The organism is Pseudomonas putida, assembly GCF_025905425.1.
Classification (GTDB): domain Bacteria; phylum Pseudomonadota; class Gammaproteobacteria; order Pseudomonadales; family Pseudomonadaceae; genus Aquipseudomonas; species Aquipseudomonas putida_AF.
The window spans coordinates 4,698,392-4,715,601 of the sequence record NZ_CP109603.1 but is presented as its reverse complement, the minus strand read 5'-3'; the positions used below and the strand labels follow the sequence as shown (position 1 = coordinate 4,715,601).

The window sequence follows — 17,210 nt, the reverse complement described above, 5'->3', positions numbered from 1 at the left end:
ATGAAACTCAATGATCTGAGTCCAGCGCCGGGTTCCCGTCGCGAAAAGCATCGTCCGGGTCGTGGTATCGGTAGCGGTCTGGGTAAGACCGGCGGCCGTGGCCACAAAGGTCAGACCTCCCGTTCGGGTGGTTCGATCGCTCCGGGCTTCGAAGGCGGTCAACAGCCGCTGCACCGTCGTCTGCCGAAGTTCGGCTTCGTTTCCCTGAAAGCCATGGACCGCGCAGAAGTGCGTCTGTCCGAGCTGGCCAAAGTGGAAGGCGACGTGATCTCCGTGCAGTCCCTGAAGGATGCCAACGTGATCAACCAGCACATTCAGCGTGTGAAAATCATGCTGTCTGGCGAAGTTACTCGCGCAGTCACCATCAAGGGCATCGCAGCCACCAAGGGTGCGCGTGCGGCTATCGAAGCAGCTGGCGGCAAATTCGAGGAATAAATGGCTAAGCAAGGTGCTCTCTCTTCGCTCGGTAAGGGCGGGATGTCGGAACTCTGGGCTCGTCTGCGCTTTCTGTTCATGGCGATCATCGTCTATCGGATAGGTGCGCATATCCCGGTTCCAGGCATCAATCCGGACCGTCTGGCGGATCTGTTTCGGCAGAATGAGGGGACCATTCTTAGCTTGTTCAACATGTTTTCCGGTGGCGCGCTTGAGCGCATGAGCATCTTTGCACTGGGGATCATGCCGTACATTTCGGCATCGATCATCATGCAGCTGATGACGGCGGTCAGCCCGCAACTGGAGCAGTTGAAGAAGGAAGGTGAAGCTGGCCGTCGCAAGATCAGCCAGTACACCCGCTACGGCACCGTTATTCTGGCGCTGGTCCAAGCCATTGGCATGTCCATTGGCCTGGCCAACCAGGGCGTGGCGTTTTCTGTCGGCCTGGGCTTCCATGTCGTCGCGGTTTCCACGTTCGTGGCCGGCGCGATGTTCATGATGTGGCTGGGCGAGCAGATCACCGAGCGCGGTGTGGGCAACGGTATCTCGATGTTGATCTTCGCAGGTATCGTTGCCGGTCTTCCGAGAGCAATCGGGCAGTCTTTCGAGTCTGCGCGCACAGGCGATATCAACATTTTCGCCCTGGTCGCTATCGGTTTGCTGGCAGTAGCGATTATCGGTTTCGTGGTGTTCATTGAGCGTGGTCAGCGTCGTATCGCCGTTCACTACGCCAAGCGTCAGCAGGGCCGCAAGGTCTTCGCTGCGCAGACCAGCCACTTGCCGTTGAAGGTGAACATGGCAGGGGTAATCCCGGCCATTTTCGCCAGCAGCATTTTGCTGTTCCCGGCTTCGCTGGGTGCCTGGTTCGGTCAGTCCGAAGGTATGGGCTGGCTGCAGGACATCTCGCAGTCGATCGCTCCTGGTCAGCCGTTGAACATCTTGCTGTTTAGTGCAGGGATCATTTTCTTCTGCTTCTTCTACACAGCGCTGATGTTCAATCCGAAAGACGTAGCGGAAAACCTGAAGAAGTCCGGTGCCTTTATTCCGGGTATCCGTCCTGGCGAACAGTCGGCGCGCTACATTGATGGCGTTCTGACCCGTTTGACCATGTTCGGTGCTCTTTACATGATGGCCGTCTGCCTTCTGCCCCAGTTCTTGGTGGTGGCAGCAAATGTGCCGTTCTACCTTGGCGGGACCTCGTTGCTGATTGTGGTAGTGGTTGTGATGGACTTCATGTCCCAAGTACAATCGCACCTCGTTTCGCACCAGTACGAATCCCTGATGAAGAAAGCCAACCTGAAAGGCTACGGTGGCAGCGGTTTGCTGCGCTGATACGCCCCTAAGGTTCGAGGAGTCGGTAATGAAAGTTCGTGCATCGGTGAAAAAGCTGTGCCGTAACTGCAAGATCATCCGTCGCGAAGGCGTCGTTCGAGTGATCTGCAGCGCAGAACCGCGTCACAAACAGCGCCAAGGCTGAGTGTGATCGTTGCTTCAAACCCAGCAGCTAGTGTGCTGCTGGGTTGATTATTCGTTTCTACAGCGATATTATCTCGCGCCCTATTTCTTGGCTTCCGGGGCGTAGGTAGCTGTCAATTGGAGTCCCACTGAATGGCCCGTATTGCAGGCGTCAACATTCCAGATAACAAGCATACTGTTATCTCGCTGACCTACATCTATGGTGTCGGTCGCACAACTGCACAGAAGATCTGTGCAGACGCTGGTGTAAACCCAGCCGCTAAGATCAAGGATCTGAGCGACGAGCAAATCGAAACCCTGCGTGGGGAAGTCGCGAAGTTCACCACCGAAGGTGACCTGCGTCGTGACATCAACATGAAGATCAAACGCTTGATGGACCTGGGTTGCTACCGCGGCCTGCGTCATCGTAAAGGTCTGCCGGTTCGCGGTCAGCGCACCAAGACCAACGCACGCACCCGTAAGGGCCCGCGTAAGCCGATCCGCAAGTAACCGCCCAGGAATATAGACATGGCAAAACCTGCTGCTCGTCCTCGTAAGAAAGTCAAAAAGACAGTGGTTGATGGCATCGCCCACATCCATGCGTCTTTCAACAACACCATCGTGACCATCACCGACCGTCAGGGCAATGCTTTGTCCTGGGCGACCTCCGGTGGTTCGGGTTTCCGTGGTTCGCGCAAATCCACCCCGTTCGCAGCCCAGATCGCTGCTGAGCGTGCTGGTCAAGCTGCGCTGGAATACGGTCTGAAAAACCTCGACGTTAACGTCAAGGGTCCAGGTCCAGGTCGTGAGTCCGCCGTTCGTGCATTGAACAGCTGCGGCTACAAGATCGCCAGCATCACCGACGTGACGCCAATCCCGCATAACGGGTGCCGTCCGCCGAAGAAGCGCCGCGTGTAATCAGGAGACAGAAGAATGGCACGTTACATTGGTCCAAAATGCAAACTGTCTCGTCGTGAAGGCACCGATCTGTTCCTGAAGAGCGGCGTTCGCGCTCTGGAATCGAAGTGCAACATCGAAGCAGCCCCAGGTATCCACGGCCAGCGCCGTGGCCGTCAGTCCGACTACGGTACCCAGCTGCGCGAGAAACAAAAAGTCCGTCGTATCTACGGTGTTCTGGAGCGTCAGTTCCGCGGTTACTACCAAGCTGCTGCCTCGAAAAAAGGCGCAACCGGTGAGAACCTGCTGCAACTGCTCGAGTGCCGTCTGGATAACGTCGTTTACCGTATGGGCTTCGGCTCGACTCGTTCCGAGTCCCGTCAGCTGGTTTCGCACAAAGCGATCAGCGTCAACGGTAAGACTGTAAACATTCCATCCTACCAAGTTCGTCCGGGTGACGTGGTCGCGGTTCGCGAGAAGTCGCTGAGCCAGCTGCGCATTGTTCAAGCCCTTGAACTGTGCGCCCAGCGTGGCCGCGTTGAGTGGGTAGACGTTGATACTGCTAAGAAGTCGGGCGTTTTCAAGAACGTTCCTGCTCGTGGCGATCTGTCTGCCGACATCAACGAAAACCTGATTGTCGAGCTCTACTCCAAGTAAGGGCTAGAAAATAGGTGCATCCATGCAGATTTCGGTAAATGAGTTCCTGACTCCCCGCCACATTGATGTGCAGGTAGTCAGTCCGACCCGCGCCAAGATCACGCTCGAGCCTCTCGAGCGTGGCTTCGGCCACACCCTGGGCAACGCGCTGCGCCGCATCCTGTTGTCCTCCATGCCTGGCTGTGCAGTAGTCGAGGCCGAGATCGATGGCGTACTCCATGAGTACTCCGCGATCGAAGGTGTTCAGGAAGACGTAATTGAAATCCTGTTGAACCTGAAAGGCCTGGCTATCAAACTGCACGGTCGTGACGAAGTTACGCTGACCTTGTCGAAAAAGGGTTCGGGGGTGGTTACCGCTGCCGATATTCAGCTGGATCACGATGTCGAGATCGTCAACCCCGATCACGTAATCGCGAACCTGGCGTCGAATGGCGCCCTGAACATGAAGCTCACTGTAGCTCGTGGTCGCGGTTACGAGCCGGCCGACTCCCGTCAGACCGACGAAGACGAAAGCCGTAGCATTGGCCGTCTGCAGTTGGACGCTTCGTTCAGCCCGGTGCGTCGTATCGCCTATGTGGTCGAAAACGCCCGTGTTGAACAGCGTACCAACTTGGACAAGCTGGTCATTGATCTGGAAACCAACGGCACCCTGGATCCTGAAGAGGCTATCCGCCGCGCTGCGACCATCCTGCAACAGCAGCTGGCCGCGTTCGTCGACCTCAAAGGTGACAGTGAGCCTGTCGTAGTCGAGCAGGAAGACGAGATCGATCCGATCCTGCTGCGTCCGGTTGACGACCTGGAACTGACTGTACGTTCGGCCAACTGCCTCAAGGCGGAGAACATCTACTACATCGGCGACCTGATTCAGCGTACCGAAGTAGAGTTGTTGAAGACTCCTAACCTGGGCAAGAAGTCCCTGACCGAAATCAAGGACGTCCTGGCCTCTCGTGGTCTGTCTCTCGGCATGCGCCTCGACAACTGGCCGCCTGCAAGTCTTAAGAAAGACGACAAGGCGACCGCCTGATCGTCGTAATCACCGAACGTAGTGTTTGGTAAGGAATGAATCATGCGTCATCGTAAAAGTGGACGTCACCTGAGCCGTACCAGCTCTCACCGCAAAGCTATGTTCCAGAACATGGCTGTGTCGCTGATCGAGCACGAGCTGATCAAAACCACCCTGCCGAAAGCCAAGGAACTGCGCCGCGTTGCCGAGCCGCTGATCACCCTGGCCAAGGAAGACAGCGTTGCTAACCGTCGTCTGGCCTTCGACCGTACCCGTTCGAAGTCCGCTGTTGGCAAACTGTTCAACGATCTGGGCAAGCGCTACGCCACCCGTCAGGGCGGCTACCTGCGCATCCTGAAGTGCGGTTTCCGCGCTGGCGACAACGCGCCTATGGCGTACGTCGAGCTGGTTGATCGTCCAGTCGGTGGTGCTGTAGAAGCTGCCGAGTAAGACGTTCTGTCTGCTACAAAGAACCGGGCCTTGTGCCCGGTTTTTTGTGTCTGCAGGTATTGTTAATTTCTATTGATACAAGTCATGTAATGAATTTGTTCTGAAACAACCGCTGGTCAATACTCCTATCCAAGCCGATTAGCCGGCAGTTCAAGACCGATAAGGAGAGCCCATGAGCAAGATTCTCACCACCGCCAGCGGTGCACCTGTAGCTGACAATCAGAACTCCCGTTCTGCCGGCCCGCGCGGCCCGCTGCTGCTCGACGATTTCCACCTGATCGAGAAGCTCGCCCACTTCAACCGCGAAAACATTCCAGAGCGCCGTGTTCACGCCAAGGGTTCGGGCGCGTATGGCACCTTCACCGTCACCCGGGACATTACCGCTTACACCAGCGCCAAGCTGTTCGAGCAGATCGGCAAGCAGACCGAAACGTTCCTGCGCTTCTCCACGGTCGGCGGCGAGCGTGGCTCGGCCGACACCGAGCGTGACCCTCGTGGTTTTGCAGTCAAGTTCTACACAGAGGAAGGCAACTGGGACATCGTTGGCAACAACACCCCGGTGTTCTTCATCCGTGACCCGCTCAAGTTCCCGGACTTTATCCACACCCAGAAGCGCCACCCGCAGTCCAACCTGAAGAACGCGCAAATGATGTGGGACTTCTGGTCGCACTCGCCTGAGGCGCTGCACCAGGTCACCATCCTGTTCTCCGACCGCGGCATTCCGGACGGCTACCGTCACATGCACGGCTTTGGCAGCCACACCTACAGCCTGCTCAGCGCTGCGGGTGAGCGCACCTGGGTCAAATGGCACTTCAAGACCCAGCAAGGCATCAAGAACCTCGCCCCTGCCGACGCTGCGCGTCTGGCCGGCACGGACCCGGATTACGCCCAGCGCGACCTCTTCGAAGCCATCGGGCGTGGCGACTACCCACGTTGGACCGTATGCATCCAAGTGATGAGTGAGGCCGAGGCGGCCAGCCGTGACGAGAACCCGTTCGATGTGACCAAGACCTGGTCGCAGAAGGATTATCCACTGATCGAGGTGGGCGTACTGGAGCTCAACCGCAACCCGCTCAACTACTTCGCTGAGGTCGAGCAAGCGGCGTTCGGCCCGAGCAACATGGTCCCTGGTGTCGGGCTGTCGCCTGACCGCATGCTGCAGGGCCGGGTGTTCGCCTACGCCGATGCGCACCGCTACCGCGTGGGCACCAATCACCAGCAGTTGCCGGTCAACGCACCGCGCTGCCCGGTCAACAGCTACCAGCGTGATGGTTCGATGGCCATTGGCAGCTACGGCAGCGCGCCTAACTACGAGCCAAACAGCTACGTTGACGCACCCAAGCAGTCTCCACGCCATGCCGAGCCTGGGCTGGCCCTGAATGGTTCGGCGGATCGCTACGATCACCGCGAGGACAACGACTACTTCAGCCACGCCGGTGCACTGTTCCGCCTGATGGACGAACAACAGAAGGCGTTGCTGATCAGTAACATCGCCGGCGCCATGGCCGGTGTGAGCGAAGATGTGATCCAGCGCCAGTTGCAGTACTTCTTCAAGGCCGACCCGGCCTACGGTGAGGGCATTGCCAGGGCGTTGGGCGTCAATCTCGCCTAAGTCGAAGTGATAAGAAGAACCGCCCTCATTTGGGCGGTTTTTCAATGAATATCACTACTGTTTAACCGATTTTTTGCATCTAATTGCGCGTTTTTCAGTGACCGCGAGCAAATCGTGGTTCACACTATGTCCATTGATGTTTTCACATGGAGAAGCAGGGCGATGCAAGGTCACCCGGACGTAATCAACTACCTCGTCACGTTGCTGAAGGGCGAACTGGCAGCGCGCGACCAGTACTTCATTCACTCGCGTATGTATGAAGACTGGGGCCTGTCCAAGCTCTATGAGCGCATTAACCACGAGATGGAAGAGGAAACGCAGCACGCCGATGCGCTGATGCGGCGTATCCTCATGCTCGAAGGCACCCCCGACATGCGTGCGGATGACCTCGAAGTGGGTAGCACCGTGCCGGAAATGATCGAAGCTGACCTCAAGCTCGAATACAAGGTGCGTGCCGCGCTGTGCAAAGGCATCGAGTTGTGCGAGCTGCACAAGGACTACATCAGCCGCGACATCCTGCGCGTGCAATTGGCCGACACTGAAGAAGATCACACCTACTGGCTGGAGAAGCAGCAGGGTCTGATCAAGGCCATCGGCCTGGAAAACTACCTGCAGTCGCAGATGTAAGTTATCCACAGTCCACGAAAAAGCCCCTGGCACCTTACGGTACCAGGGGCTTTTTCATGCACAGGCAGATCAGGCCCGGTCACGCTCCAACAACGGCTTTAGGTAGTGCCCGGTGTAAGACTGCTTCATCTTGGCCAGTTCTTCCGGCGTACCACTGGCAATGATCTGGCCACCCTTGGAGCCACCCTCCGGCCCCAGGTCCACCAGCCAGTCGGCCGTCTTGATCACGTCCAGGTTGTGCTCGATCACCACCACGGTATTGCCGTGGTCGCGCAGACGGTGCAGCACGTCGAGCAACTGCTGGATATCGGCGAAGTGCAGGCCGGTGGTCGGCTCGTCGAGGATATACAGGGTCTTGCCGGTATCGCGCTTGGACAACTCGCGAGACAGCTTCACCCGCTGTGCCTCACCCCCAGACAAGGTAGTCGCCGACTGCCCCAGCTTGATGTACGACAGGCCCACGTCCATCAGGGTTTGCAGCTTGCGCGCCAGCGCCGGGACCGCGTCGAAGAACTCGCGGGCATCCTCAATGGTCATTTCCAGGACCTCGTGGATGTTCTTGCCCTTGTACTTGATCTCCAGGGTTTCGCGGTTGTAGCGCTTGCTCTTGCACACATCGCACGGCACGTAGATGTCCGGCAGGAAGTGCATCTCGACCTTGATCAGGCCGTCACCCTGGCAGGCCTCGCAACGGCCACCCTTGACGTTGAACGAGAAACGACCGGGGCCATAGCCGCGTGAGCGCGATTCTGGAACCCCCGAGAACAGTTCGCGGATCGGCGTGAAAATGCCGGTATAGGTCGCCGGGTTGGAGCGGGGGGTACGACCGATCGGGCTCTGGTCGATATCCACCACTTTGTCCAGGTGCTGCATGCCATCCATGCTGCTGTGTGGCGCGGCTTCCAGGCTGCTCGCACCGTTGAGCGCGGTAGCGGCGAGGGGGTACAGGGTGTTGTTGATCAGGGTCGATTTGCCCGAGCCGGATACGCCCGTGACGCAGGTCAGCAGGCCGATCGGGATTTCCAGGTCGACGTTTTGCAGGTTGTTGCCGCGGGCGCCCTTGAGCTTCAGCGAGAGTTTCTTGTCACGCGGTGTGCGTTTGGCCGGCACGACGATCTTCTTGCGCCCGGACAGGTACTTGCCGGTCAGCGAGTCGGGATGCGCCATGACCTCCTCGGGCGTGCCCTCTGCGACGATCTGGCCGCCATGCACGCCTGCACCCGGGCCGATGTCCACCACATAGTCGGCCAGGCGGATAGCGTCCTCGTCATGCTCGACCACGATCACCGTGTTGCCCAGATCGCGCAGGTGGTTGAGGGTGGCCAGCAGGCGATCGTTGTCGCGTTGATGAAGACCGATGGACGGTTCATCGAGGATATACATCACCCCGACCAGGCCCGCACCGATCTGGCTGGCGAGGCGGATGCGCTGGGCTTCACCCCCCGACAGGGTGTCGGCGCTGCGGTCCAGCGTGAGGTAATCCAGGCCAACGTTCACTAGAAATTGCAGGCGCTCGCAGATTTCCTTGAGAATTTTCGACGCAATTTCGCCACGGCGCCCGGTCAGGGTCAGCTCGCCAAAGTAGCTGCTGGCCTCACCGATGGGCAGGTTGGTGACCGCCGGCAGCGTTTTCTCGCCCACCCACACGTGACGCGCTTCGCGCCGCAGGCGGGTGCCGCGGCAGTCGGGGCAGGGCTGGGTGCCGAGCAGCTTGGCCAGTTCTTCACGCACGGTGGCCGACTCGGTCTCGCGGTAGCGCCGCTCCAGGTTCGGCACGATGCCCTCGAACGGGTGCGAGCGTTTGACGATGTCGCCGCGGTCGTTGAGGTACTTGAAGTCGACGCTCTGCTTGCCGCTGCCTTGCAGGATCACTTTCTGGTGTTCGGCCGACAGCTCGCCGAACGGCTCCTCCAGGCTGAACCCATAATGCGCAGCCAGCGAACCGAGCATCTGGAAGTAATAGACGTTGCGCCGGTCCCAGCCGCGTATCGCTCCCTCGGCCAGGGTCAGCTCAGTGTTGACCAGGCGTTTGGTGTCGAAGAACTGCTTGACCCCCAGGCCATCACAGGTCGGGCAGGCACCTGCCGGGTTGTTGAAGGAGAACAGCTTGGGTTCCAGCTCACTGATCGCATGGCCACAGACCGGGCAGGCGAAGCGGGCGGAGAAGATCATTTCTTCGCCTTCTTCATCGTCCATCGGCGCCACCAGGGCGATGCCGTCGGCCAGCTTGAGTGCGGTCTCGAACGACTCGGCCAGACGCTGTTGCAGGTCGGCGCGGACCTTGAAACGGTCTACCACCACATCGATGCTGTGCTTCTTCTGTTTATCCAGCTTGGGCAGCTCATCGAGCTCGTAGAGCTTGCCGTTGACCCGCGCGCGGACGAAGCCCTGGGCGCGCAGTTCGTCGAACACCGCCAGGTGCTCGCCCTTGCGCTCGCGGATAACCGGGGCCAGCAACATCAGCTTGCTGCCTTCGGGGCGTTCCAGTACCAGGTCGACCATCTGGCTGATGGTCTGCGCCTCCAGCGGGATGTCGTGGTCCGGGCAGCGCGGGGTGCCGACGCGGGCATAAAGCAGACGCAGGTAGTCGTAGATCTCGGTGATGGTACCGACGGTGGAGCGCGGGTTGTGCGATGTCGACTTCTGCTCGATGGAAATGGCCGGGGAGAGGCCTTCGATAGTATCGACGTCGGGCTTTTCCATCATCGACAGGAACTGCCGGGCATAGGCCGACAGGGATTCCACATAGCGGCGCTGGCCTTCGGCGTACAGCGTGTCGAACGCCAGGGAGGACTTGCCGGATCCGGACAGGCCGGTGATCACGATCAGCTTGTCCCGCGGCAGGGTCAGGTCGATGTTCTTCAGGTTGTGGGTACGTGCCCCACGAATCAGGATCTTGTCCACTGCGGCCTCGCTCGGCGGGCATAAACAAGGAAGTATACGGCGCGCTGCCATTACGCGGCAAAGCGTCGCGTATATGCCGTCAAGCTGTCGGACTGATAGAATCGCCGCCGGTTCACACGAGGTTAATCCATGCACGACACCCACAACGAGCGCATGAGTGGCAGCGAAACCCGCGCCGCAGGCGGCCTGGCCCTGGTCTTTGCCTTTCGTATGCTGGGCATGTTCATGGTCTTGCCGGTGCTGGCCACCTACGGCATGGACCTGGCCGGCGCCACGCCCGCGCTGATCGGCCTGGCCATTGGCGCCTATGGCCTGACCCAGGCGTTCTTGCAGATCCCGTTCGGGATGGTGTCCGACCGCATTGGCCGCCGTCCGGTGATCTACCTGGGGCTGGTGATCTTCGCGCTGGGCAGCGTGCTGGCGGCACAGGCCGACTCTATCTGGGGGGTAATCGCCGGGCGAATTCTGCAGGGCGCGGGGGCGATTTCCGCCGCCGTCATGGCGCTGCTGTCCGACCTTACCCGCGAACAGCACCGCACCAAGGCCATGGCCATGATCGGCATGAGCATCGGCCTGTCGTTCGCCGTAGCCATGGTCGTCGGCCCGCTGTTGACCAGTGCCTTCGGCTTGTCAGGATTGTTCCTGGCCACGGCAGGCCTTGCCCTGGTCGGTATTCTGCTGATCGCCTTCGTCGTACCCAACACCCATAGCACCTTGCAGCATCGCGAATCGGGTGTCGCACGCCAGGCGCTCGGCCCAACGCTGCGTCATCCCGACCTTCTGCGCCTGGACATCGGTATCTTCATCCTTCATGCCATCCTCATGGCCAGCTTCGTCGCGTTACCCCTGGCCTTCGTCGAGCGGGGCGGCCTGCCCAAGGAAGAGCATTGGTGGGTGTACCTGACCGCGCTATTCATCTCATTTTTTGCAATGGTCCCGTTCATCATCTACGGCGAAAAAAAGCGCAAGATGAAACGCGTGCTGGCTGGAGCGGTCAGTGTGTTGCTGCTGGTCGAGGTGTTCTTCTGGCAGTGGGCTGACAACTTGCGCGGACTGGTGATTGGCACCGTGGTATTCTTTACTGCATTCAACCTGCTGGAAGCCTCGCTGCCTTCGCTGGTTAGCAAGGTGTCGCCTGCGGGCGGCAAGGGAACGGCAATGGGGGTGTACTCCACTAGCCAGTTCCTGGGTGCTGCCCTTGGAGGAATCCTCGGCGGCTGGTTGTTCCAGCACGGTGGGCTGAACACGGTGTTCCTGGGTTGCGCGGTGCTGTGTGCCGTTTGGCTGGTCGTCGCATTGCGCATGAACGAGCCGCCCTATGTGACCAGCCTGCGCATGCCGCTGACGCCCGAGGCAGTCCGGGAAGCCGGGTTGACCGAACGCCTGATGGCCGTGCCGGGTGTAACCGACGCCGTTGTGGTGGCAGAAGAAGCCGCCATCTATATCAAACTGGATACGAAAATTTTGGACCGTACGACCCTCGAGCGTCTGGTAAACCCAGCCTCATCGGCGTGCGAAGCCTAGGAGAACGTTATGGCCCGTGGGGTTAACAAAGTCATTCTGGTCGGCACCTGTGGCCAGGATCCCGAAGTCCGCTACCTGCCCAACGGTAACGCCGTGACCAACCTGAGCCTGGCTACCAGCGAGCAGTGGACCGACAAGCAGTCGGGCCAGAAGGTCGAGCGTACCGAGTGGCACCGTGTGTCGCTGTTCGGCAAGGTTGCCGAAATCGCCGGTGAATACCTGCGCAAGGGTTCGCAGGTGTACATCGAAGGCAAGCTGCAGACCCGCGAGTGGGAAAAAGACGGCATCAAGCGTTACACCACCGAAATCATCGTCGACATCAACGGCACCATGCAACTGCTGGGCGGCCGTCCGCAGAACCAGCAAGGTGGCGGCGACCAGTACAACCAGGGTGGTGGCAACAACTACAACCAGGGTGGCCAGCAGCAACAGTACAACCAGGCCCCGCCACGTCAGCAGGCCCAGCGCCCGCAGCAGGCGCCACAGCGTCCTGCGCCGCAGCAGCCAGCGCCGCAGCCGGCTGCTGACTTTGACAGCTTTGATGACGATATTCCGTTCTGACCAGAGCGGTAAACGTTGTTGCTACACCGAAACCCAGGGCATTTGCTCTGGGTTTTTTTATGTGCAAGACATGATCATGGTCGGGAGACGGAGGCGTTGATGTTGCAGGTTCATGCATCGCCATCCAACGCTGCCTGGGCAAATTGCGCGTCGAGTTCCGGCGTTGCGCCGCTGATACCAATGCCGCCGATATGCTGGCCGTTAGCATCCATGATGGGCAGGCCACCCCCCAGTAATGTGAAGCCTGGCAGTGACGCATAGGGGTTTGCTGGAAGGGCGGCGCTTCGTTCTGCAAGCGTGCTGGATGAAAGCGGGAAGCGGGCGGAAGTCGAGGATTTTTCGGCAACCTAGCAGGCGATTGTTGTTTGTGGATGTAGTCCGCTTCTGAAATTGATGCCGACCCGAGACAGACGGCTGATGCCGCTACGCCAGTAAGCGGGCATGGCGTCATCAGCTATCAAGAGTCCGGGGTTGGATATCACCGTCGCTAGTAAAAAAGCCGAGGCTCCGGCGAGTCCAGCAGGCTGACCAGCTTGGTCAGGGCAAAGCCTAGTTCCGCGCGGCTTGGCGTCATCAGGGCGATGCGCACGCCGCAGGTGGCATGGCTGCGCTCCGGCAAGAACTGGCTACCACTGACCACCGTGACGCCATTGTTGCGGGCCAGGTTGGCAAATTCGTCGCTGGTCCAGGCCTCGGGCAGCTCCAGCCAGATATGGAAACTGTTGGGCTGGCTGCGGATCTTGTACTTGCCGAGGATTTCGCGGGCCATTTGCTGGCGCGCGGCTGCTTCGTCCTGCTGCACCTGCACCAGTTGGTCGGCCATGCCGCTGTTGATCAGGTTGCTGGCCAGTTGCGCCATCAACGGCGATGGCATCCAGACGCTGCTGCGCACCATCGATGAGAGCCGCGAGAGGGTCTGCGGCGGGGCATACAGGTAACCGATCCGCAACGCTGGGAGCACGCTCTTGGACAGGCTGGTCAGGTACACCGAGCGCTCAGGTGCATAGGCCGCCAAAGGCTTGTAGCCAGGTGCCGGCTCAAGAAAACCATAGATATCGTCATCGACGATGAACAGGTCGAACTCGCGGGCAATGGCAGCGATGGCTTCACGGCGCGCGTGGGGCATGATCGAGTTGGTCGGATTCTGGTGGGTGGTCACGCACACCAGCAGGGAAGGGCGGTGCTCCAGGCACGCCGCGCGCAGGGCCTCTGGAATCAGGCCATGTTCGTCCATGGCCACGCCGCGCAGTCGGCGCCCCATGCTATGGGCCAGCGAAATGATGCCTGGGTAGCAGAATGACTCGCACAGTATGACGTCGTCGCTTTTGGACAGGCTGCTGATGGCCACCAACAGGCCGTGCTGGGCACCTGAGGTCAGTACCACCTGCTGCCAGTTGGCTTCGGGTAACCAGCGTTGAATCCACGCCGCTCCGGCCTGCTTGTGCGTCGCATGGCCACCCTCGGTGACGTAGTCGAGCACCTGGCCCAGATCGGGTGAATCGGCCAGCTCGTTTATCGCCCCGCGCAACCAGTCAGTCATGTGAGCGTCATTGGGTTTGATGATCGAAAGGTCGATCTGCCCACTCTCGCGCTCAGCTGGCGCAGGCGCGGGGCGGGCTGCCGAGGCTGGGGCATGTGCCTGGCGTTGCTGCAGCACGAAGGTTCCGCGTCCGACCTCGCCCACCACCAGGCCACGTTTGGCTGCTTCGTCATAGGCTCGCCCGATGGTGCCAGGCGTCACGTTCAATGACTCGGCCAGGTCCTTGAGGGTCGGCAGGCGTTCGCCAGCGACCAGCCGGCCACTGCCGATGTCCTGTTCAAGGGCGTCGGCGATCATCAGATAGACCGGCTGCGCCAGGTCGCTGTAGTGAGGAACCCACATAGAAATGGCACCAAAAGCTGCAAGAACGCGGAAGCCTAGCACGAAAGGTCGGATAGGAGTAATTGTGTTTTCTTGTAGGCAAATTGCATCGATTTAGATGATTTTCGCTCGCAAGCTCAGGGGGCTAAAGGTGTTGTTTTCTGCAGATTTTGGCCTGTTCCTCCAGTATCCAGATTCTGCTTGTTAGAAATCTTTTGAAATCAATGAGTTGATTGAATCGATTCAATCGATGATCTTCCTTCTTGATGAAATGGATTGAGTCGATTCTATTTTTGTAATTACAATGATTGAGTCGATGCAATTCGCGGGTGCCTGAGATGCCCCCGCCATTCCCATCGCACAGCTGTGAACGGCTTCAAAAAAAGACAACGTCTGCCGCCTCTGCCCGGCTTAGCACGACACCGAATGGCCTCAAGCTAGCTCAATGGAATATCACTCGAAATGGAAAGCGCACACCTGCAACAAGGAGCCGAGCCTCAGACCTCACTGGAGATCCGCCTGCCTTGGGTTACCTCAAGTGCCTGGCAAACCTTACTGAACAATACCCCCCTCGATTTCGAAACCAGCAAAGAGCTCTACCCTCAGCTCAAGGATCAGGCACAGGAGGTGCTGGGCAAGGCACTCTGTCAGCAGATCCGTGGTTTCGTCGAAGACCCGCAGTTGACCTGCATGATCGTGCGCAACTGCCCACGCGACCGTGACGTTCCCCCCACGCCGTACTCCGGGGTACTCAGCCCGCGCAGCACGCCAATAGCTTGCCTGGTCAGCCTGACCATGCAGAGCCTGATGGGGATAAACCCGATCGTTTATGAAGGGGAGAACGACGGGCGCCTGTTCCGCCATGTCATCCCGGCGCGCACCTCGTCCAGCCACAAGAGCTCCCACGGCTCGCGGCTGCGTTTTTCCTACCACGTCGACAACCCGGACTTGCCGTTGTCATCCGAACCCCTGGGCACGGCATCCTGCTGCCCGGAGTACCTGTCGTTTTTCGGCATGCGCTGCGACCCACGTATCAGCACAACGCTGGTCAACCTCGATGCGGTAGTGGCGTCGCTGCCCTCGGCCACCGTGCGCGAACTCTGCCTGCCACAGTTCGAAATCCGTCGCCCCGACTCGTTCACCGCCAATCGGCGATGCACCGCCGAACTGCCCGTGCTGGCACGTGGCAATGCGGGCGAGTGGTTGTGCCGTTTCGACAGCGAGAACACCCACGGCCTGAACCTGCGTGCCGAGCAAGCCCTGGCTAGCCTGCGCGGCGTGCTTGAGACCCGCCGCTTCGATGAGCCGCACCTGCTGCTGCCGGGCGATTTCATGATTTTCAAGAATCAGCGCGTGTTGCATGCCCGGGATGGCTTCGAGCCGCAGAACGACGGTGCCGACCGCTGGTTGTTGCGCCTGTTCGCGGTCAACGACCTGAACCGTGTGCATTTCGCTCGCGCCGATCACCTCTACGAAGTGCGCTCCTGATCTCACTCAATGACTCGATGGAAGTAACGATATGGAACTGTTAGGCGCTTTCTGGGCGGAACACTGGCTGCTGGCGATCCTGATGCTGGGGGCGATCGCGTTCATTGCAGGTTTTGTCGACAGTATTGCCGGCGGCGGCGGGCTGTTTCTGGTACCTGGTTTTCTGCTGGTAGGCATGCCGCCCCAGGTGGCCCTTGGTCAGGAAAAACTGGTCAGCACCCTCGGCACGCTGGCGGCCATTCGCAACTTCCTGGCCAACAGCAAGATGGTCTGGAAAGTGGCGCTGGTCGGGGTGCCGTTCTCGTTGCTCGGCGCCTACCTGGGGGCGCACCTGATCGTGTCGATCTCCCAGGAGACCGTGGGCAAGATCATCCTGGCGCTGATCCCGTTCGGCATCCTGATCTTCCTCACCCCCAAGGACCGTCCGGTCGAGGAGCGCGAGCTGTCACCGCGCATGCTGTACACCGTGGTGCCGCTGACCTGCCTGACCATCGGCTTCTATGACGGCTTCTTCGGCCCCGGCACCGGCAGCATGTTCATCATCGCCTTCCATTACCTGCTGCGCATGGACCTGGTCTCCAGCTCGGCCAACTCCAAGACCTTCAACTTCGCCTCCAACATCGGCGCGCTGGTGGCTTTCATCATGGCTGGCAAGGTTGTGTACCTGCTCGCCCTGCCACTGGTGGCCTGCAACATTCTCGGCAACCACATGGGCAGTGCCCTGGCCTTGCGCAAAGGCAACGACGTGGTGCGCAAAGTGTTGGTGTTCTCGATGCTGTGCCTGTTCACCAGCCTGGGCGTGAAGTACCTGGTCTGACTTACCCAACCGGAGATAACTGATGAAAACCGCATTCGTAACCGGCGCCTCCTCGGGGTTCGGCCGTGCCATTTGTCGTACCCTGGTTGCCAAGGGCTACCGCGTGATCGGCGGCGCCCGGCGCATGGACAAACTGCTAGCACTGGAAGGTGAACTTGGGGTCAATTTCATCCCCCTGGCCCTCGATGTCACCGACCCTGTGTCGCTTGAGGCGGCGGTCGAGCAGATCCGTGATGCTTCGCTGCAGATCGACTTGCTGGTCAACAACGCCGGGCTGGCGCTGGGCGTCGATCGCGCCCAGGCCAGCAGCGCCGAAAACTGGCAGCGGATGATCGACACCAACGTCACCGGCCTGGCCATGGTCACCCACAAGATCCTGCCGCAGATGGTGGCGGCGGACAGCGGGATGATCATCAACATAGGCTCCATCGCCGGCACTTACCCCTACCCAGGCGGCAACGTGTATGGCGCCAGCAAGGCTTTCGTTCGCCAGTTCAGCCTGAACCTGCGTGCCGACCTGGCCGGTACTCGCGTTCGGGTGAGCAATATCGAACCGGGCCTGTGTTCGGGCACTGACTTCTCGGTGGTGCGCCTCAAAGGCGATCTGGAGGCAGTGCAGGCGCTGTACCGTGACGTAGAGGCCATCCTGCCGGAGGATATCGCTGCCACGGTGGCGTGGATTGCAGACCAGCCCGCGCATGTGAACATCAACACCATCGAGATCATGCCGGTGGCGCAAAGCAGTGGGGCGCTGAATGTGGTGCGCAATCTGCCGCGAGAAGGGGCGTCCGCCGGATAGGCAGGTGTGGGCGTCACTCCTGATCGGGATTCTTTGACTACAGTTATTCATTGGTGGCCAGCTTCTGTGCCACCGCCGTGATGACTTAGAGGCGCCGGCCACGTGCCAGGTGCTCAAAAC

General features: G+C 59.7%; 17 protein-coding genes and 1 pseudogene. 15 read left to right on the top strand and 3 right to left on the bottom strand.

The window, feature by feature from the left end; genetic code table 11:
- From rplO to bfr, 10 genes are all read left to right on the top strand, one after another.
- The gene (gene rplO / locus OGV19_RS21235) at positions 1–435 is read left to right on the top strand and encodes a 50S ribosomal protein L15 (RefSeq protein ID WP_003255461.1); all 435 of its coding nucleotides are present in this window, start codon (positions 1–3) and stop codon (positions 433–435) included.
- The gene (gene secY / locus OGV19_RS21230; protein ID WP_003257108.1) at positions 436–1,767 is read left to right on the top strand and encodes a preprotein translocase subunit SecY; all 1,332 of its coding nucleotides are present in this window, start codon (positions 436–438) and stop codon (positions 1,765–1,767) included. It abuts the gene before it with no gap.
- Positions 1,768–1,795: 28 nt separating this feature from the next.
- Entirely contained in the window at positions 1,796–1,912 is a 117-nt protein-coding gene (rpmJ, locus tag OGV19_RS21225; RefSeq protein ID WP_002555468.1) for a 50S ribosomal protein L36, read from the top strand.
- 131 nt (positions 1,913–2,043) lie between these two features.
- Complete coding sequence (rpsM, locus tag OGV19_RS21220; RefSeq protein ID WP_003255457.1) at positions 2,044–2,400, top strand: 30S ribosomal protein S13; 357 nt, start codon at positions 2,044–2,046, stop codon at positions 2,398–2,400.
- A gap of 18 nt (positions 2,401–2,418) precedes the next feature.
- On the top strand, positions 2,419–2,808 hold the full coding sequence (gene rpsK, locus OGV19_RS21215; protein ID WP_003255454.1) for a 30S ribosomal protein S11: 390 nt from the start codon (positions 2,419–2,421) through the stop codon (positions 2,806–2,808).
- Positions 2,809–2,823: 15 nt separating this feature from the next.
- Complete coding sequence (gene rpsD / locus OGV19_RS21210; RefSeq protein WP_079226347.1) at positions 2,824–3,444, top strand: 30S ribosomal protein S4; 621 nt, start codon at positions 2,824–2,826, stop codon at positions 3,442–3,444.
- Between the two features lie 22 nt (positions 3,445–3,466).
- Entirely contained in the window at positions 3,467–4,468 is a 1,002-nt protein-coding gene (locus OGV19_RS21205; RefSeq protein WP_003255452.1) for a DNA-directed RNA polymerase subunit alpha, read from the top strand.
- A gap of 42 nt (positions 4,469–4,510) precedes the next feature.
- Positions 4,511–4,897, top strand: coding sequence for a 50S ribosomal protein L17 (rplQ, locus tag OGV19_RS21200; RefSeq protein WP_003255451.1), 387 nt, complete (start codon positions 4,511–4,513; stop codon positions 4,895–4,897).
- Positions 4,898–5,069: 172 nt separating this feature from the next.
- Positions 5,070–6,509, top strand: coding sequence for a catalase (locus OGV19_RS21195; protein WP_264310519.1), 1,440 nt, complete (start codon positions 5,070–5,072; stop codon positions 6,507–6,509).
- 162 nt (positions 6,510–6,671) lie between these two features.
- Complete coding sequence (gene bfr / locus OGV19_RS21190) at positions 6,672–7,136, top strand: bacterioferritin (RefSeq protein WP_264310518.1); 465 nt, start codon at positions 6,672–6,674, stop codon at positions 7,134–7,136.
- Between the two features lie 69 nt (positions 7,137–7,205).
- Here bfr and uvrA read toward each other — a convergent pair whose 3' ends face one another.
- Positions 7,206–10,040, bottom strand: a complete 2,835-nt coding sequence (uvrA, locus tag OGV19_RS21185) for an excinuclease ABC subunit UvrA (protein WP_264310517.1) — start codon at positions 10,038–10,040, stop codon at positions 7,206–7,208.
- A gap of 129 nt (positions 10,041–10,169) precedes the next feature.
- Here uvrA and OGV19_RS21180 point away from each other — a divergent pair, with 129 nt between their 5' ends.
- A complete protein-coding gene (locus tag OGV19_RS21180) occupies positions 10,170–11,564 on the top strand; it encodes an MFS transporter (protein WP_264310516.1) in 1,395 nt (464 codons plus the stop codon).
- A gap of 9 nt (positions 11,565–11,573) precedes the next feature.
- Positions 11,574–12,125 (top strand): single-stranded DNA-binding protein, encoded by a 552-nt coding sequence (locus OGV19_RS21175; RefSeq protein WP_027594878.1) that lies wholly within the window; start codon positions 11,574–11,576, stop codon positions 12,123–12,125.
- A 110-nt stretch (positions 12,126–12,235) separates the two neighbouring features.
- Here OGV19_RS21175 and OGV19_RS21170 read toward each other — a convergent pair.
- Both OGV19_RS21170 and OGV19_RS21165 read right to left on the bottom strand, forming a co-directional pair.
- Positions 12,236–12,457, bottom strand: a pseudogene (locus tag OGV19_RS21170) (GlcG/HbpS family heme-binding protein); the annotation flags it as partial.
- 155 nt (positions 12,458–12,612) lie between these two features.
- Positions 12,613–14,007 (bottom strand): aminotransferase-like domain-containing protein, encoded by a 1,395-nt coding sequence (locus tag OGV19_RS21165; protein ID WP_264310515.1) that lies wholly within the window; start codon positions 14,005–14,007, stop codon positions 12,613–12,615.
- A gap of 441 nt (positions 14,008–14,448) precedes the next feature.
- On the opposite strand from OGV19_RS21165, the gene OGV19_RS21160 reads away from it, so the two are divergent.
- The 3 genes from OGV19_RS21160 to OGV19_RS21150 are packed head-to-tail and all read left to right on the top strand — an operon-like array spanning position 14,449 to position 17,090.
- A complete protein-coding gene (locus OGV19_RS21160) occupies positions 14,449–15,474 on the top strand; it encodes a TauD/TfdA family dioxygenase (protein WP_264310514.1) in 1,026 nt (341 codons plus the stop codon).
- 31 nt (positions 15,475–15,505) lie between these two features.
- Positions 15,506–16,291, top strand: coding sequence for a sulfite exporter TauE/SafE family protein (locus OGV19_RS21155; protein WP_264310513.1), 786 nt, complete (start codon positions 15,506–15,508; stop codon positions 16,289–16,291).
- Positions 16,292–16,313: 22 nt separating this feature from the next.
- A complete protein-coding gene (locus tag OGV19_RS21150) occupies positions 16,314–17,090 on the top strand; it encodes an SDR family NAD(P)-dependent oxidoreductase (protein ID WP_264310512.1) in 777 nt (258 codons plus the stop codon).
- The last annotated feature ends 120 nt before the right edge of the window (positions 17,091–17,210 follow it).

Excerpts from the sequence above, each read along its gene's own strand:
- rplO (WP_003255461.1), top strand. The coding sequence starts at position 1 with ATGAAACTCAATGATCTGAGTCCAGCGCCGGGTTCCCGTCGCGAAAAG.
- secY (WP_003257108.1), top strand. The coding sequence starts at position 436 with ATGGCTAAGCAAGGTGCTCTCTCTTCGCTCGGTAAGGGCGGGATGTCG.
- rpmJ (WP_002555468.1), top strand. The coding sequence starts at position 1,796 with ATGAAAGTTCGTGCATCGGTGAAAAAGCTGTGCCGTAACTGCAAGATC.
- rpsM (WP_003255457.1), top strand. The coding sequence starts at position 2,044 with ATGGCCCGTATTGCAGGCGTCAACATTCCAGATAACAAGCATACTGTT.
- rpsK (WP_003255454.1), top strand. The coding sequence starts at position 2,419 with ATGGCAAAACCTGCTGCTCGTCCTCGTAAGAAAGTCAAAAAGACAGTG.
- rpsD (WP_079226347.1), top strand. The coding sequence starts at position 2,824 with ATGGCACGTTACATTGGTCCAAAATGCAAACTGTCTCGTCGTGAAGGC.
- OGV19_RS21205 (WP_003255452.1), top strand. The coding sequence starts at position 3,467 with ATGCAGATTTCGGTAAATGAGTTCCTGACTCCCCGCCACATTGATGTG.
- rplQ (WP_003255451.1), top strand. The coding sequence starts at position 4,511 with ATGCGTCATCGTAAAAGTGGACGTCACCTGAGCCGTACCAGCTCTCAC.
- OGV19_RS21195 (WP_264310519.1), top strand. The coding sequence starts at position 5,070 with ATGAGCAAGATTCTCACCACCGCCAGCGGTGCACCTGTAGCTGACAAT.
- bfr (WP_264310518.1), top strand. The coding sequence starts at position 6,672 with ATGCAAGGTCACCCGGACGTAATCAACTACCTCGTCACGTTGCTGAAG.
- OGV19_RS21180 (WP_264310516.1), top strand. The coding sequence starts at position 10,170 with ATGCACGACACCCACAACGAGCGCATGAGTGGCAGCGAAACCCGCGCC.
- OGV19_RS21175 (WP_027594878.1), top strand. The coding sequence starts at position 11,574 with ATGGCCCGTGGGGTTAACAAAGTCATTCTGGTCGGCACCTGTGGCCAG.
- OGV19_RS21165 (WP_264310515.1), bottom strand. The coding sequence starts at position 14,007 with ATGTGGGTTCCTCACTACAGCGACCTGGCGCAGCCGGTCTATCTGATG.
- OGV19_RS21160 (WP_264310514.1), top strand. The coding sequence starts at position 14,449 with ATGGAAAGCGCACACCTGCAACAAGGAGCCGAGCCTCAGACCTCACTG.
- OGV19_RS21155 (WP_264310513.1), top strand. The coding sequence starts at position 15,506 with ATGGAACTGTTAGGCGCTTTCTGGGCGGAACACTGGCTGCTGGCGATC.
- OGV19_RS21150 (WP_264310512.1), top strand. The coding sequence starts at position 16,314 with ATGAAAACCGCATTCGTAACCGGCGCCTCCTCGGGGTTCGGCCGTGCC.